At 56.9% G+C, this 15353-nt stretch carries 15 protein-coding genes; 10 read left to right on the forward strand and 5 right to left on the reverse strand.

Going from position 1 to position 15353, the window contains the following annotated elements:
• The first annotated feature begins 3 nt into the window (after window positions 1-3).
• From rsgA to AS19_RS11320, 5 genes are all read left to right on the forward strand, one after another.
• Window positions 4-1062, forward strand: coding sequence for a small ribosomal subunit biogenesis GTPase RsgA (gene rsgA / locus AS19_RS11300; protein ID WP_035458896.1), 1059 nt, complete (start codon window positions 4-6; stop codon window positions 1060-1062).
• Between the two features lie 125 nt (window positions 1063-1187).
• Window positions 1188-2003: a sulfurtransferase gene (locus AS19_RS11305; protein WP_011589488.1), complete on the forward strand. Its 816-nt coding sequence runs from the start codon at window positions 1188-1190 to the stop codon at window positions 2001-2003.
• 70 nt (window positions 2004-2073) lie between these two features.
• Window positions 2074-2949 carry an archaetidylserine decarboxylase gene (gene asd, locus AS19_RS11310; RefSeq protein WP_011589489.1) on the forward strand — a complete coding sequence of 292 codons (876 nt, stop codon included), beginning with the start codon at window positions 2074-2076 and terminating at the stop codon, window positions 2947-2949.
• Window positions 2950-3094: 145 nt separating this feature from the next.
• The gene (locus AS19_RS11315) at window positions 3095-4240 is read left to right on the forward strand and encodes an alpha/beta fold hydrolase (protein WP_035458898.1); all 1146 of its coding nucleotides are present in this window, start codon (window positions 3095-3097) and stop codon (window positions 4238-4240) included.
• A 217-nt stretch (window positions 4241-4457) separates the two neighbouring features.
• Window positions 4458-5501 carry a glycosyltransferase family 9 protein gene (locus AS19_RS11320; RefSeq protein WP_011589491.1) on the forward strand — a complete coding sequence of 348 codons (1044 nt, stop codon included), beginning with the start codon at window positions 4458-4460 and terminating at the stop codon, window positions 5499-5501.
• A gap of 129 nt (window positions 5502-5630) precedes the next feature.
• Here AS19_RS11320 and bioD read toward each other — a convergent pair whose 3' ends face one another.
• The 5 genes from bioD to bioB all read right to left on the reverse strand — a co-directional run bounded on the left by bioD (window position 5631) and on the right by bioB (window position 10447).
• The gene (gene bioD, locus AS19_RS11325; protein WP_011589492.1) at window positions 5631-6275 is read right to left on the reverse strand and encodes a dethiobiotin synthase; all 645 of its coding nucleotides are present in this window, start codon (window positions 6273-6275) and stop codon (window positions 5631-5633) included.
• 179 nt (window positions 6276-6454) lie between these two features.
• A complete protein-coding gene (gene bioC / locus AS19_RS11330; RefSeq protein WP_231860810.1) occupies window positions 6455-7288 on the reverse strand; it encodes a malonyl-ACP O-methyltransferase BioC in 834 nt (277 codons plus the stop codon).
• A complete protein-coding gene (gene bioH / locus AS19_RS11335) occupies window positions 7254-8066 on the reverse strand; it encodes a pimeloyl-ACP methyl ester esterase BioH (protein ID WP_011589494.1) in 813 nt (270 codons plus the stop codon). Before bioH ends, bioC begins: the two co-directional genes overlap by 35 nt.
• A gap of 59 nt (window positions 8067-8125) precedes the next feature.
• On the reverse strand, window positions 8126-9286 hold the full coding sequence (gene bioF / locus AS19_RS11340) for an 8-amino-7-oxononanoate synthase (RefSeq protein WP_011589495.1): 1161 nt from the start codon (window positions 9284-9286) through the stop codon (window positions 8126-8128).
• A 9-nt stretch (window positions 9287-9295) separates the two neighbouring features.
• Window positions 9296-10447: a biotin synthase BioB gene (bioB, locus tag AS19_RS11345; RefSeq protein ID WP_011589496.1), complete on the reverse strand. Its 1152-nt coding sequence runs from the start codon at window positions 10445-10447 to the stop codon at window positions 9296-9298.
• Window positions 10448-10492: 45 nt separating this feature from the next.
• Between bioB and AS19_RS11350 the strand changes: the two genes are divergently transcribed.
• The 5 genes from AS19_RS11350 (at window position 10493) to AS19_RS11370 (ending at window position 15275) form a co-directional block, all read left to right on the forward strand.
• Window positions 10493-11236, forward strand: a complete 744-nt coding sequence (locus tag AS19_RS11350) for a ComF family protein (protein WP_011589497.1) — start codon at window positions 10493-10495, stop codon at window positions 11234-11236.
• Window positions 11237-11774: 538 nt separating this feature from the next.
• Window positions 11775-12458, forward strand: coding sequence for a 2-phosphosulfolactate phosphatase (locus AS19_RS11355; protein ID WP_011589498.1), 684 nt, complete (start codon window positions 11775-11777; stop codon window positions 12456-12458).
• Window positions 12459-12552: 94 nt separating this feature from the next.
• Window positions 12553-13797: an acyl-CoA dehydrogenase family protein gene (locus AS19_RS11360; protein WP_011589499.1), complete on the forward strand. Its 1245-nt coding sequence runs from the start codon at window positions 12553-12555 to the stop codon at window positions 13795-13797.
• 369 nt (window positions 13798-14166) lie between these two features.
• Complete coding sequence (locus AS19_RS11365; protein ID WP_011589500.1) at window positions 14167-14862, forward strand: hypothetical protein; 696 nt, start codon at window positions 14167-14169, stop codon at window positions 14860-14862.
• A 77-nt stretch (window positions 14863-14939) separates the two neighbouring features.
• Complete coding sequence (locus AS19_RS11370; protein ID WP_041705059.1) at window positions 14940-15275, forward strand: 4a-hydroxytetrahydrobiopterin dehydratase; 336 nt, start codon at window positions 14940-14942, stop codon at window positions 15273-15275.
• Window positions 15276-15353 lie beyond the last annotated feature (78 nt).

Consider the following 15353-nt stretch of genomic DNA (forward strand, 5'->3'; position numbering starts at 1 on the left):
CCCGTGGCCAAACGCAAACTCAATCGTCGCCAGCGCTGGCGCATCGAAAAGATCCAGGCGGAAAAACGCGACCGCGCCAACCGCCGTACCGACCAGCAGGAGATTCTGGTAGCGGATGATCTAGGCGATGAGCAACACGGGGTCATCACCGCCCACTTCGGCCAACAAGTGGAAGTGGAAAGTGCTGACGGCCCTGGCGCTGAAAATAGAACAACACGCCGCTGTCATTTCCGCGCCACCCTGGAGCAGCTGGTGGTGGGTGACAAAGTGATCTGGCAACCGCCAAAAAGCGAGGGTCTGGGTGTTGTGGTGGCCATTGAGCCCCGCGACACCGTGCTCAAGCGCCCGGACATGTACGGCAACCTGAAACCGGTGGCCGCAAACGTGGAACAAATGCTGGTGGTATTCGCCCCACTGCCCACCCCCTCCAGCTCGCTGCTGGACCGTTATCTGGTGGCGGCGGAATTGTCCGGCATTGCCGCCACGCTAGTGCTCAATAAAGCCGATCTGATCGACGACACCCTACGCCCCTTTGTTGATGAACTGTCTGACATGTATCGCCACCTCGGCTACCCGGTTTTGGAAGTGTGCGCCCACCAACGTGAAGGTCTCACACCACTGCACGAAGCGTTGGCTGGCAAGACCAGCGTCTTTGTCGGGCAATCCGGGGTTGGCAAGTCCTCACTTATTAATGGCGTACTGCCAGAAGCTGACTTGCAGGTGGGTGAACTCTCCAGCAACTCCGGCCTTGGCCAGCACACAACGGTTACCGCCCGGCTAGTCCACCTGCCCACCGGTGGCCAGCTGATTGACTCCCCCGGGATTCGAGAATTTGGTCTCTGGCACATTGGTGAAGACGACTTGCTACACGGCTACCGGGAACTGTCCGAACTGGCAGGCTACTGTAAATTCCGTAATTGCTCACATCGCAACGAACCGGGTTGCGCCCTGATCCTCGCGGCGCAGAACGGGGATATCGACGAAGAACGGCTGGCCAACTTCTACCAGATTTCTGACACCTTGGACGAGGATGGCCGCGAGCGGTACTCAACCGACAGTTGATCGCGGCCCACTCAGCCCCCACGGTATAAGAAAGACCCCGGATAATGGATAATGAAGGCATTGCCGATACGAAGGCGCACGCCTTCGTCAATAATCATCAACTGCTCACTGCCAACTGATCGCCTATGCTGCCACTGCTGCTCGAACCCACCGAACTCGCCAACCGTCTTGACGACGGCAACCTGCTCATTCTCGATTTGAGCAAACAACCCGTTTACGTTCAGGCCCATGTTCCCGGCGCTATTCATCTGGATTTCAAGCGATTGCAGAGCGGCGCCCAGCCGGCACCGGGGATGATCCCTTCCGATGATGCGCTGAGCGATCTTTTTTCTGAGCTGGGCCTGACCTCGGACACCCATGTGATCGCCTATGACGATGAAGGTGGCGGTTGGGCTGGGCGCCTACTGTGGACCCTGGATGCCATCGGCCACAAGCACTACAGCTACCTGAACGGCGGCATCCACGCCTGGCTAGCGGACGGCCACGCCACCAGTAGCGAAGCCCACGAGCCCAGCCCCAGCGATTACCAGGTGGGCGCCCATGATCCGCTCACCGAAGTGGATCTGAACTACCTGCTTGCTCACTATCAGGATGAGGATGTGGTGATCTGGGATTCCCGCTCCCTGGACGAATTCGACGGCGTGCGCGCCTTCGCTAAAAAAGCCGGGCACATTCCCGGAGCTCGCCACCACGAATGGACCGAGCCCATGGACAAGCAGAACAACCTGCGCTTGCGCCCACTGGACGACATCCGTGCTGAACTGGCGGCTCTGGGCATCAGCGGCGACAAGGAAGTGATCACCCATTGCCAAACCCACCATCGATCCAGCTTTTCTTGGCTGGTGGGCAAATTGCTAGGCTTTGAACGCATGCGTGGCTACGCCGGCTCCTGGGCGGAATGGGGCAACCACCCGGACACCCCTGCAGAAAAAAGTGCCTAAACCCATCGTTGACGGCGGAGCCCCCTAGCGGCAATTTCCGCCTTCTGAAAAATGCTAAAGGACGTCACTCTTGAGCTTACGCGACAAACTGTTCGTTACCCTTCAATACCTTATTCCCCAACATGCTTTGTCTCGACTGGTGGGGATATTGGCCCGCAGCGAAGTACCGTGGATCAAGACCACCTTCATCAACATGTTCATGAAACGGTTCGGTATTGATCTATCGGAAGCGCAAATTGAAGACGCGGACCAATTCCCCACCTTCAATGCCTTTTTCACCCGAGCCCTGAAGGCCGATGCCCGCCCCCTAGAGGCAAGCGAGAGCAACGATATCGCCAGCCCTGCGGACGGTGCCGTGAGCCAACTGGGTGCTATTCGCGCCAATCAAGTCTTCCAAGCCAAAGGTCACGACTACTCGTTGTATGACTTGCTCGGCGGCGACAGTGCGCTAGCCAGTGAATTTACCAACGGCCAGTTCGCCACCGTCTATCTCTCTCCCCGTGACTACCACCGGGTGCATATGCCTTTTACTGGCACCCTACGTGAAACTCGCTATGTACCCGGCGACCTGTTTTCGGTGAACGAAGCCACCGCCAACGGCGTACCCAACCTGTTTGCTCGTAACGAACGACTGGTATGTATCTTCGATACCGAACAGGGCCCCATGGCGGTGATTCTGGTCGGCGCCATGATCGTGGCCGGCATCGAGACGGTCTTCAGCGGTCAGGTCACACCGCTACCCAAACAAGTGGTCACCACCGACTACCTGCGTAGCAAACCCATCGCGCTGGAAAAAGGGGAAGAGCTAGGCCGTTTCCTGCTGGGCTCCACCGTGGTCATGCTGTTCCCGGAAGGCAAAGCCAAATTTGCACCAAACCTGAAACCCGGCAGCCAAGTACGAGTGCGCGGCAAACTTGGCGCTTATACCAACGAAAACAAACACTGATCGCCCCACCCCCTTGTCCGCCGCAATAGCGTTCATTGCGGCGGGCGAGTATCCCCCCTGACACTTCCCCCGGTCCGCACGGCAACTGCCCTCCCGTGGATCTACCCTACAATAACCGGCCGTTGATCTTTTGCCGGTGCAATTCATGCTCACAAACACCCTACAGCAGGCCGTTTACAAACGAACTCGCCCCTGGCGGCAACGCCTAGACAATGGCCGGGCTCGGCTGTTTGACGCTCAACAACTGAGCCAGGCAGAACAAACGCCCTACCAGACCCTGTTTGACGACGGTCTGGTCAAATTGCGTTACTACCCGCCACTGAAAGAAAGCGCCATTCCTCTGGCGGACGGCACCGTCATTCCCGTCAGCCAAGCGCCTCAGCGCACCCCGCTAGTATTGGTGGCACCGCTCGCCGTAAACATGCTGATCTATGACCTGTTTCCCCAGCGCAGCTTGGTCCGTTACCTACGTGCTCGAGGTTTTGAGTTGTATATGGTCGACTGGGGCCGCCCAGGCAAGCATCACAACCACCTACATTTAAGCAGCTACTTTGCCGATTATCTGCCCAAGCTATTGGTGCATGTTCGCCAACACAGTGGCGAACAAAAGCTGAGCCTACACGGCTGGAGCTTCGGCGGACTCTTCAGCCTATGCTACGCAGCCCTAGGCAAAGACCCTGATATCAGCAACCTAGTGCTGGTGGGGGCTCCCACGGATTATCACCGCAACGGCTCGCTGGGCAGCCAGTACCGAGCACTAAGCCGCCGGGCAAAGTGGATCCGCAGCCGCACCGGCCTACGCATCCATAATGTCCCCTCCAACTTGCTGCGCTCACCGGGCTGGGTGAACAGCCTCGCGTTCAAATTCACCAATCCAATAGGTAGCCTGCAAGGTTACTGGAGCCTGATTAAGAACCTGCACGACCGAGAATTCGTCGCCTCCCATGCCACCAACGGGGCCTTTCTCGATGACATGGTGGCTTATCCTGGCGGTGTGATTCAGGACATCGTCCACTACCTATGGACAGACAACGTAGTCGCCCATGGCCAGCTCCCCATGGAAGGAACCGACGGCCACCTGGACCGGGTCACTGCCAATGTGCTGAACATCACCGGCGCCAACGATCCCATCGTGACGCCAGAATGCAGCCAAGCCATGAAGCCCCTGATTCGCAGCAAGGACAAAACTTTTTTGACCATTGATGGCGGGCACATGGGCATCCTCGGCAGCGCCGCCGCCCAAAAACAAAGCTGGGGTCGAATCGCGGACTGGTTGATCGAGCGAGATTAACAGCAGCGAGGACAACGCGGGTTAGTAACGGCACCACACGGTGACCGCCCTGCCCGCGAGATCCTGTTGAAAGCGCAAAACAACAAGCCGAAAAAGTAAACACGGGGCCTATTCCACTTTGCCCTATCCAATCGATCGCAGCTCGTCGCCTGTCATTTAACCGTCATCCCCGCCGCCTAGCCTAAACACCGTTTCCGCTGATAACAGTATTTGTTTCATGCCTCGCCTGCTGATTTTATTTCCGTGTAGTCATCTAGGTAATCTTCTGATTGCGTTACCCCATTTGCGTGCCATGCTCTGTGCTCACACAGACGCTTTGCTGGTGGTAGATGAGCGCTATCAGGCGCTGGTGGCACAAAGTCTGCCGGGAGAACAGCGGTTGCTTTTTTATCCGGAACAAGCGCTCTCACGCTCACAGTCTTTGTGGAAACGGATTCGTCGCTACCTTGCGTTTGTGCGGGCCATGCGACGCTTTAAGGCCGACATCAGTGTGGACATCGAAGGTGAACAAAAATCCGCCACCTTAAGCCGTCTCTGTGGGGCAGCAACGCGGATCGGCCCACCGCGCCGTCATGGCCGCTGGTTTTATAGCTTGTCGCTGGAGCCGGATTGGCAAGGACACCGTTGGCACAGCTACGCCAGCTTGAGCCAACCTGCTGCGCCGTCAGCCCGCTACCTACCGCTTGCGGACTGTCCCGGCAGTGACGCGGCTGTGCGCAACCTGCTATCCGGCCAGGCAGAAAACACATGTTTAGTGGTCCATGTCGGCGCCACAAAAACCTACAAAATGTGGCACCCGGAGCAGTTCGCTTCACTCTGCCAGCGCGCACGCCGCGCCGGTCTTACACCGGTCCTGATCGGTGCAGGGCACAAAGACCGCATGCAAATCGCCAGGGTACAATCCTTTCTCTGCGAACCGGTGCTGGATCTGTGCGATCAACTCACTCTGTCGGAGTTGATTTCGCTGCTTCAGCACAGCCAGGGCTATGTGGGCAATGACAGCGGTCCAATGCACCTGGCTGCCGCCTGCGGCATTCCTGTAGTCGCCCTATTCGGCCCCACGGATGAACACATTTGGCACCCATTATCTGACCAGGCTCGAGTATTACGCTGGCAGCCTTGCGCCGCTAAATGTCAGCGCAGCAATTGCGTTCGAGATAGCTACCCCTGCCTGCAGCGCATTACAGTGAATCAGGTAATGGATACCCTGTCGGAGCTAGGTGTCATTCCTCGCCCCCAGGCTCAGCGGATAAGTAGGTAAGGCGCGATGACTGCCATCACAATCGGCCAATGATGGGCCTTGGGTCGTTGCACTGTTGTGCCCCCCTGTACCCCCCGTTAAAGGTGACAATGGCGCGAAAGAGCAATGGAAATGCGCTGATTTTGCCGATCAAACCAGCGCGAAGGCACCGGGTAAATGCTGGCGTAGAGTAAGCAGGTTTTCTTCCTGCACCGCCATTTCTCCAAAGCAGTTCGCCATGGTGCCGGCGTAGCGTAAACCATCCTTTTCGATCGCATCGGCGGTCAGCAAGGCATGATTGATACAACCCAGCTTCATGCCAACAACCTGAATCACTGGCACATCCAGCTCTTTGGCCAACCCGGACAACATTTCTCGACTGTTCAGCGGCACTCGCCACCCGCCCGCACCCTCAATCAAAATCAAGTCCGCCGGGTAGGCGCTCAAGGCGCCCCGCACATAACCCACCAGCCGGGAAAGACTGATATCTTTGCCCTCTTGCTGGGCTGCGATATGCGGTGCGACCGGCGCCTTAAAGGCCACAGGATTTACTATCTCGTAAGGCAGCGTCACCGAGCTGGCCGCCATCAGCTGCAAGGCATCTTCATTACGCCAACCGTCCGACGTTTCCTCACACCCGGCCGCCACCGGCTTGAGTCCGTAACAACTTAAACCGGCTTCCCGCGCTCGCTCCAGCAAGCGGCAGCTCACCCAGGTCTTACCGACTTCGGTATCTGTGCCGGTGACGAAAAAAACACCCTTGAGAGCGGGCAGTGGGGGCTTCTGGTTTTCCATGGTTAACCTCTGAAAGACGGAGCGGTTTGTTTGCTGACAAGCAACAAGCGTAAAGGTGCAACGTGGGAAAGATGTCGCACGGCACCAATACTTGCGGCCCGCGTGTCACGATTCTGGCGCGGAGAAAATTGGAAAAAACAACGGAGGCTGGCGCGCGTTGAAACCTGGGGCTTATTCGCTCAACTCTTTTCCGCTTCCAGGAACAGCACGTTCCAGGTCAGCGGCAAGCCTTGCTGCGTTCGCCGGGCCTCATATTCTTTCACCATGGCCTGCCAGGCATTTTTACCGGTAAGGCCTGAGGCACCGCTTACATGATCCGCGCCGGTGGCTTTCAAGCGACGGGCGATGGCTTTCACCGAATCATAGTATTCCACCATCACCTGCTGCTGAAGCTGCGCATCCGCAAAACCCGCCTGAAAAGCCGCACTGCGCCAATCCGCCAACGACGGCAACGCATTGACATGGGGGCGATGATTCACTCGCTGCCAGCTCGATTGCAACTCGGCCAGAGACCCTGCCAACGGCACCGCCAGCAGCAAACGTCCGCCCGGAGCCAACACCCGGTTGATCTCTGCCATAACCACTTGCGGATCACACCATTGCAGGGCAAAACAACTGAACACCAGACCCTGAGAGTTTGTCGACAGGGGCAGGTTTTCGGCGTCAGCACACAGGGGTTGGTAGGTCTCATCCAGCCGTCCGCGCTCTGCCGCTTCGGCCAGCATGGCCGAAGACAAATCAACCGCCTGCCACTGCACATCCGGCAACGCCTGTTGCTGAGCGCGAGCAAAAGGCGCCGTGGCACACCCCAAATCCAGCGCATGATTTATCGGTAACGCTTCTGGCAGGCGCTGCACCAATGATCGCCCCACCGCCAACTGCAGCACGGCGTGTTCATCATAACTACGCGCAGCTCGGCCAAAGTGCTGGCTCACTACCGCCTTTCCTGAGCGCTCCACGGGAGTATCCACGGGCGCCTCAGCGGACCAACTGATAGTCGCGATAAAAGTCATACACGGCCTGGGTAAAGGTGTCCGGGGTCGACAGGAAGGGTACATGGGCCACCTGCTCAATCAAGGCCGTGCGGCCATTACCAATCAACGGCTCCACCGCGGCCATGACTGCCGCCGGCACGATATGATCATGTTCACCGAACACCATCAGCACCGGCATAGACAACGCAGTTAATGACTCACGCAAGTCGCTGTCGCGCAGGATGTTCAACCCGCCGCGCAGGGCTCTCGGCGCCGGCAAACCACAGAAATACAAAATCTGTTTGAGACGCGCAGTATCCTCACGCATGGCCGCACTGCCCTTGCAATTGAGCGCCAGAAAACGGACCAGCGTGCCTTCATTGTCTTCATTAAACATCTCGGCGAACTTGGCCAGAATCTCCGGCTTCATGGCGGGAGCCCAATCGTCTGCGGCGGTAAATCGCGGGGAAGTCGCCACCGTCACCACCGATTGCACCCGCTCCGGCGCCTTCTCTGCCATGGCCAATGCCACCAACCCACCCAACGACCAGCCCAGCAAATGGGCCTTCTGCGGCATAATCGCCAGCACCTGTTCGGCCAGAAAATCCAGGCTGTAATCATCATTAGGCAAGGGGCTCTGTCCCATGCCGGGTAAATCCACCACGGTGACGCGAAAGTGCGCTAGCAAGGCCGGCACAATATCATCAAAGACAATGGCATGTAGGCCCCAGCCATGAATCAGAACAATGTCCTGGGCTTGGGCATCATCAACACCGGTGGCCCGATAAGTGTTATGAAAAGGGATCAACCTGGGCATTCATCTTCCTTTTTTTGCCACAGAAGAAACAACGATCTCGGTGGTAAAAAGTCTGTGATTTAAACGTCTTGGGTTTGGCATTGCGCCAGCGCCGCCAGCAACGCATCCACATCCTCAACCTCATGGGCGGCAGATAACGTCACTCGCAAGCGCGCTTCACCTTCCCGCACCGTGGGCGGGCGGATCGCGGTAATGAGAAACCCTTTTTCGCGAAGTGCCTCACTGAGCGCCGTGGCATCCACATCACTGCCAATCAGCAAAGGCTGGATAGGCGTTTGCGATGGCATCAGGGTGTAGCCCAACGCACGGGCACCCTGGCGGAAACGGGCGATCAACTCTGCCAACGTATCCCGACGCCAATTCTCCTCTCGGGATTTTCTCAGGCTAACCAGGGTGGCGCTGGCCACGGCGGCAGGCATGGCCGTGGTATAGATAAAAGTGCGGGCGAACTGGATCAATGTTTCGATTAATTCATCGCTACCGGCCACAAAAGCACCCGCCGTACCCAATCCTTTACCTAGGGTTCCCATCAGCACCGGCACCCGTTCGTTGACGCCCTGAGTGAAGACACTGCCACGGCCCTGAGCGTCCAGCACGCCGATGCCGTGGGCATCATCCACCATCAACCAGGCATCATGGCCTTCGCAGGCCTCGGCATAGTCCACCAGTGGCGCCTCGTCGCCATCCATACTGAACACCCCGTCGACCACCACCAATTTCCGGCGCGCCTCACTGCGGGCCAATTGGCTAGCCAGCGCCTGCCCATCATTATGGGGAAACCGTCGAAAACGGGCACCACTGAGTAAACCGCCATCCAGCAGCGAGGCATGATTAAGACGGTCTTGGAACACCGCATCCCCCTTGCTCAGCAAGGCGGTCATAACGCCCAGGTTGGCCATGTAACCGGTGGAGAACAACAAGGCACGCTGACGACCGGTATGGGCCGCCAGCGCTTCCTCCAGCTGTTGGTGGGGACGTTGATGACCACACACTAAATGCGAGGCGCCACTGCCCACCCCCCAATCCGCAGCGCCTTGTTGAAAGGCCGCCACCACAGCCGGGTCATTGGCCAAACCAAGATAATCATTGCTGCAGAAATTCAGATACTGGCGCCCACCCAGCAACGCATGGCGGCCACTGGGGCCATCCATGATACGCGCTTGCCGGTAACGGTGCTGGCGGCGGCGTGCAGCCAGATCGGTGGCCAGATCAAAGCCCACGGGCAGACCTCAGTGTTCGGTAGCGGTGGGGCGCCCGGTGTCCTTGTCGAGCACGTGCTTGGCCGTGCGTTTGCTGTCCATGGCATTGTAGAAGAGCCCAGCCTCCTCGGCTTGTTGCTCAGAAACCTGAGCCTGGATGGCTTCTTCATGGGCCTCGTCCGACGCCTCGTGACGGGGGTCCAATGGATGGATACCCAAGCGCTTGAACAAGCGCTGATCGTGGTTGGCTTCCGGGTTATCGGTAGTCAGCAAGCGTTCGCCATAAAAAATGGAATTGGCACCGGCCATAAAGCACAGGGCCTGGGCTTCATCGTTCATTTCCTGACGGCCGGCGGACAACCGCACATAGGATTGCGGCATCAAAATTCGCGCCACGGCTACAGTGCGCACGAATTCAAACGGGTCCAGATCGTCCACATCCGCCAGCGGCGTACCTTCAATTTTAACCAACATATTGATCGGCACCGATTCCGGATGGTGCGGCAGATTCGCCAGCTGCTGCAACAAACCCACCCGGTCATTGCGCTCTTCGCCCATGCCTACGATGCCACCGCAGCACACTTTCATGCCCGCATCACGCACATTGGCTAAGGTCGAAAGGCGATCGTTATAAGTCCGGGTGGTGATCACCTGCCCGTAGTATTCCGGGGAGGTATCCAGATTGTGGTTGTAGTAATCCAGGCCCGCCTCTGCGAGAGCTCCCGCCTGCCCTTCATTGAGCATACCCAGGGTCATGCAGGTTTCCATGCCCAGGTCTTTAACCTGACGGATCATATCCAGCACGTAGGGCATATCCTTGTCACGGGGGCTACGCCAAGCGGCGCCCATGCAGAAACGGGACGCCCCGTTTTGCCGAGCGGCACGGGCCTCTTCCACTACTCTGGAAACTTCCAACAATTTTTCTTTTTCCAGCTCGGTGTTGTAGTGCCCAGACTGGGAGCAGTATTTGCAGTCTTCCGGGCAAGCACCGGTCTTAATCGACAACAGGGTGCTCACCTGCACGGCATTAGGATCGAAATGGGCCCGGTGCAAAGCGGCTGCCTGGAACAACAAGTCGTTGAATGGCAGAGCAAACAGAGCGTCGATCTCACTACGTTTCCAGTCATGGCGTACAGCCATATCCGTGGATCGCGATTGGGGGGAACTGGCGATAGCCGGCATGCTTCATTCTCCTCGATTAACCTCAGCAGGCTAAGGAGCCCTGTAATGCCTGTCAACCTGAAAGCCGCAACAAAAGTTTACTGCAGTACATTTTTTAATCGCATCAACCCATCGCCCTGCCCGCTATGCGGCAAATCTGAAAGCGGGGCATTGTGTACCGACTGCCTTCGCCTGCTCGCACGGGTCACCGGGCCGGTCTGTCGTTGCGGGCTCCCTCATGGCGATACACCCCTCCCTTCTCCAGACTCCCTCCCCCCTCTGTGTGGCCGCTGCATTCGCCAACCACCCGCCTTTTCCGCCAGCCAATCTCCACTGCAATACGGCTTTCCGCTGGATGCGCTGATCACCCGTTACAAACATAAGGGGGACCTGACCGTGGAACGGGCCATCCTGCCGCTGCTGGCGGAAACGCCACTGCCATGGCCGGATACCGATGCCCTGTGTCCGCTCCCTGTTCACTGGCGACGACGCTGGCGCCGAGGCTTCGATCAGGGAGCACGACTCGCCAATCTGATGGGCGACTGCTGGCAACGCCCGGTGCTGCCCGCACTAGTGCGCCAACGCCATACACCCAGCCAGCAAGGGCTGACCCGCCACCAACGACAACGCAATTTACGACAGGCTTTCCGCTGTCAGCACTCAGTCACCGGGTTGCGTCTGATTCTGGTGGACGATGTGATGACCACGGGCAGTTCCGCTAGGGCAGCAGCACAATGCCTGCTCGACCAGGGCGCCAAGGATGTACGGGTATGGACTCTGGCCCGCACACTGCCACCATCATTAGCCTAACAGCCGCTGCTGGAGCAGCCCCTAAGATCAATAATCACTCTTATGCATAATAACGACCTATTTACAGCAGGATTCACAATAGCAAGAATAATAATTGCCCAGGCTTTACTACGCGTTGGTTGCGCCTAAGCTCAAGCAAGCAAAGCTAAGCACCAAGCGATGCGCTCCCTGCGTTCACCGAGACTCTGACGACAGAAATCTCTGCTCTGCGGAGGGTGAGCTGGCCGCCAATGTCTATGCACACGCGGGATTTAGCTGCATTATCCAAATGCAACATAGGCATCGTACTTAAGACGACCTGCTACGCGATCGTTCAGACCCTCACTTATCGCTAGGCGATCGACATCTTCGCAGAGGCAAGCGTGTTTCCATGGATCGCTCGACCGTGGGTGAGCCGCTCATGTTGACCATTGCCATGGAGCAATACCTGGACACCGAAGGCTACATTTCGACAACGTCACCTAGAGCATTGGCTCTGTTGTTCTGAATTCATTCACAGCGTCAGAATCCGCAATGCCTCAACCTGGCAAGGAAGAACATGGACATCCACATTGCCCAAGGGCATAACCCACCCCACAACATCCATGGCATTACCGTGGTGATCGACGTGATTCGCGCTTTCACCACCAGCCACCATGCCTTTCGCAAAGGCTTGCGTTGCATTTGGCCAGTGGCCAATGCCGAGCAAGCCTTTGCGCTACGCGACGAGCATCTACCTGAAGCCCTGCTGGCCGGCGAGGTGGACGCCTTGCCCATCCCCGGCTTTGATTTCGGCAACTCTCCTTGGGAAGTCGACCAGGCAGAACTGCAAGGCAAAGAGCTGATATTGCGCACCACCAATGGCGTTGCCGCCACTCTGCGCGCCCGGGATAGCCTAGAAGTGTTGGTAGCCGGGCTAGTCAACGCGGAAGCGACAGCCAACTATTTACGTAAACAGAATCCGCCCACCGTAGTGCTGGTCGCTTCGCACCCCACCGGCGACGAAGACGTGGCCTGCGCCGAGTACATCCGCCATCTGCTAGGCGGAGACGGCATTACCTATCAAGCGGCCCGCGAACGGACCCTCAATGCCAAAGCGGCGCAGAAGTTTTATGCCGGCACCCACCCCCGACTACGCCCTCAAGATATTGAAGCCGCCGCCAGCAGCGAGGGGGCGAACGCCCTGACCATGCACGTGCGGTTCGACCCGCAACCCTGCATCACAGCTCAACCAGCCCCCTGACATCCAGCGTCAATCATTCCGTTCTTTTGATCAATGCATCACCGTCATCGGGCTTGTTACAGTTGATTGAATTTCCACTCAACAGGACAGCCCGATGATCCAGTGGTCCGAACAACAGCAAATGATCCAGAAAATGGTGCGCGACTTTGTAGAAAAAGAAATTGTGCCGCAGCTGGACGATATCGAATACAACGGCGTTCCCCCTTACGACATCCTGCGCAAAATGATCAAAACCTTCGGCATGGATGTGATGGCCAAGCAATCGTTCGACAAACAGATTGCCCGCGAGAAAGCCATCGCCGCCGGTAACGCCGGGGAAGAAAAAAAGAAAAAAGAAGGCCCTTCCGCCATGGCCGGCGAAGAAGCCGCCATGCGCATGATCCCCATTATTGAACTGTGCAAGCATGCCCAAGGCTTGGTCACCGCCATGGGGGTTTCCATGGGGTTAGGTGGTGGCGCCATCATGAGCAAGGGCACCACTGAGCAAAAAGAGCGCTGGGCTCTGCCTCTGCTCACATTGGAAAAGGTCGGTGCCTGGGCCATTTCAGAGCCCAATGCCGGCTCCGATGCCTTTGGGCAAATGAAAACCTTGGCTAAACGCGACGGTAACGGCGGCTACATCATTAACGGTAGCAAAACGTGGATTACCAACGGCCCCTATGCGGACACCATCATCCTGATCTGCAAACTGGATGAAGAAGGGGTCCCTGCTGACCAACGTAAGATCGTATCTTTTATTCTCGATAGCGGCATGGAAGGTCTGACCCAATCCAAGCCCTTCAAGAAAATGGGCATCGGCTCCTCCCCCACAGGCGAACTATTCCTTACCGATGTAAAAGCTGGACCGGAACGCCTGCTGGGCGGCAATGAAGACAGTTATGGCCGCAGCGGCGCCAAAGGCACCTTCATGCAAGAGAGGGCTGGCGTCGCGGCCATGGCCTTAGGCATGGTGGAACGTGCCCTTGAGCTAAGCACCCAATATGCCAGCGACCGAGTTCAATTCGGCCGAGCCATCGGGCAGAACCAACTTATTCAGTTGAAATTGGCCAAGATGGAAGTGGCACGCACCAACCTGCAAAACATGATTTTCCGCTATATTGAAATGACCGCCGAAGGTGCGCAGATGACATTGGCCGAAGCCTCTGCCATGAAACTCTACGCTGCCCAGGCCGCCATGGAAGTGGCCACCGAAGCGGTACAGATCCATGGCGGCTACGGCTACATGCGCGAATCTCGAGTAGAACAATTAATGCGTGATGCCAAAATTCTACAGATCTATGCCGGCACCGATGAGATGCAAATTATCGCCATCGCTCGGGACTTGCTCGGCCGCGTATAAACCGCGCTCGCTCCATCCATGTGAACGATTCCCCATCGCGCTAGGTGCGAGGGGGAATCGCCCACATCCCATACCTCCGCCCCGAACCACACGCCTCCCTCCTTCGTCACAACCTGCGCCACAACATCAGCCTCTATGCAGAAACCCGCGTGCACTTAAATCAGCCGCCAACAGCGCAAAAATGAACGTCTGCTGTGATGATGATTGGTGCCCAGATTCTTTGCTGATCCTGTTTTCAACCGCCGCAACATGGGCTGAGGAATACAGTAATAACCATGAAACAACCTCTTCCTTTGGCAAGAAGCTAATCGCCGCACTATGCAGCCGGTGTGCTATGATCCATATGTTTTTTATGCTCGGGAGTAGACAATGAAAATAATTAAAACTGCCGCGCTAGCCTTGTTGCTTGTTGCCTGCCAGAGCCAACATGATGAACGCCAAGGTGATTACTACTTTTCACCGGCCGGCGCTTATATTCTTGACCTTGGCGTCAGCACGTTCCGTGGCGAAGTAGTGCTAGATGAACGCTGTGATCGTAACGGCGGCGCCACCACCTTCTGGGACGGCAGCGGCCGTCTGTTCCGCGTGGATTACCTGAAAGTAAACAATCACCCTTCACGCGTGGACTCGGACCTGGCGCTGCTCAATTTGAGTCTCAACCGTTACCTGAGTGACGCTATCGCCAAAGCACCGATGATTTCCGGCGCAGAAGCCTCCTACCAGGAATTTCTCGACGATGCGGATCGCAAAACACTGTTTGCCATCATCGACATCAATGCGGATGCCGCTAAAGTAAAAGATGACGAGGAAGAAAGTGGTGCCTACTACAACGGTTTCCTGCTATTCAAGCAGGGCGAGTTAATCTATGTACTGCAGCATCGTCAACCCGTGCTGATGCCCGAAAAGATGAAAGCGATACTACTGAACCTTGCTGCCGGGATGGAAATTCCCGGTGAAGTGCGTGATGACACAGACATGGAAAAGCTTCATCGCTCGCTGAGAAAAATGAGTCCCAATGGCACTAATGGTAACCCGGTGCGTTTGTGCGAACCTGCGCAGAGCTAAATTGATAATAACGAATGGATCACTGACAATTCTGATGACGGAGTCTGTCATCCATTAGCCAAATTGGATTGATCGCCATGACCACCTTAAAAACACAACAATGCGAAGCCTGCAACGCCGATTCCCCTTTGATCAGCGACCAAGACCGTCAAGAACTACACCGGCAAGTTCCAGGCTGGATGCTCGTGGAAGAAGACGGCATCGAGAAACTGCAGCGGCACTTTACCTTCAAGAACTTTGTTCAGGCCCTGGATTTCACCCACCGGGTCGGCGATCTGGCGGAGCAGGAAGGCCACCACCCCGCCATTCTCACCGAATATGGCAAGGTCACGGTCACTTGGTGGACCCATAAAATCCACGGACTGCACCGCAACGATTTTATCTGCGCCGCCAAAACCGACGCTCTCGTGTAAAACCAGGCTCCGCCTGACCGTTTGCCCTAACCGTTTGCATCAACCTTGTGAGCAAACGCGTTGGGGGTGCCCCTAAGC

This window comes from Alcanivorax sp. NBRC 101098, assembly GCF_001010505.1.
GTDB classification, from domain to species: domain Bacteria; phylum Pseudomonadota; class Gammaproteobacteria; order Pseudomonadales; family Alcanivoracaceae; genus Alcanivorax; species Alcanivorax borkumensis.

Bases quoted from the DNA above. Each gene is read 5' to 3' on its own strand.
- AS19_RS11365 (WP_011589500.1), top strand. From the start codon at position 14,167: ATGAAAATAATTAAAACTGCCGCGCTAGCCTTGTTGCTTGTTGCCTGC.
- AS19_RS11350 (WP_011589497.1), top strand. From the start codon at position 10,493: ATGCCTGTCAACCTGAAAGCCGCAACAAAAGTTTACTGCAGTACATTT.
- AS19_RS11370 (WP_041705059.1), top strand. From the start codon at position 14,940: ATGACCACCTTAAAAACACAACAATGCGAAGCCTGCAACGCCGATTCC.
- AS19_RS11355 (WP_011589498.1), top strand. From the start codon at position 11,775: ATGGACATCCACATTGCCCAAGGGCATAACCCACCCCACAACATCCAT.
- bioC (WP_231860810.1), bottom strand. From the start codon at position 7,288: ATGACTTTTATCGCGACTATCAGTTGGTCCGCTGAGGCGCCCGTGGAT.
- AS19_RS11305 (WP_011589488.1), top strand. From the start codon at position 1,188: ATGCTGCCACTGCTGCTCGAACCCACCGAACTCGCCAACCGTCTTGAC.
- AS19_RS11360 (WP_011589499.1), top strand. From the start codon at position 12,553: ATGATCCAGTGGTCCGAACAACAGCAAATGATCCAGAAAATGGTGCGC.
- bioB (WP_011589496.1), bottom strand. From the start codon at position 10,447: ATGCCGGCTATCGCCAGTTCCCCCCAATCGCGATCCACGGATATGGCT.
- bioD (WP_011589492.1), bottom strand. From the start codon at position 6,275: ATGGAAAACCAGAAGCCCCCACTGCCCGCTCTCAAGGGTGTTTTTTTC.
- bioH (WP_011589494.1), bottom strand. From the start codon at position 8,066: ATGCCCAGGTTGATCCCTTTTCATAACACTTATCGGGCCACCGGTGTT.
- AS19_RS11320 (WP_011589491.1), top strand. From the start codon at position 4,458: ATGCCTCGCCTGCTGATTTTATTTCCGTGTAGTCATCTAGGTAATCTT.
- AS19_RS11315 (WP_035458898.1), top strand. From the start codon at position 3,095: ATGCTCACAAACACCCTACAGCAGGCCGTTTACAAACGAACTCGCCCC.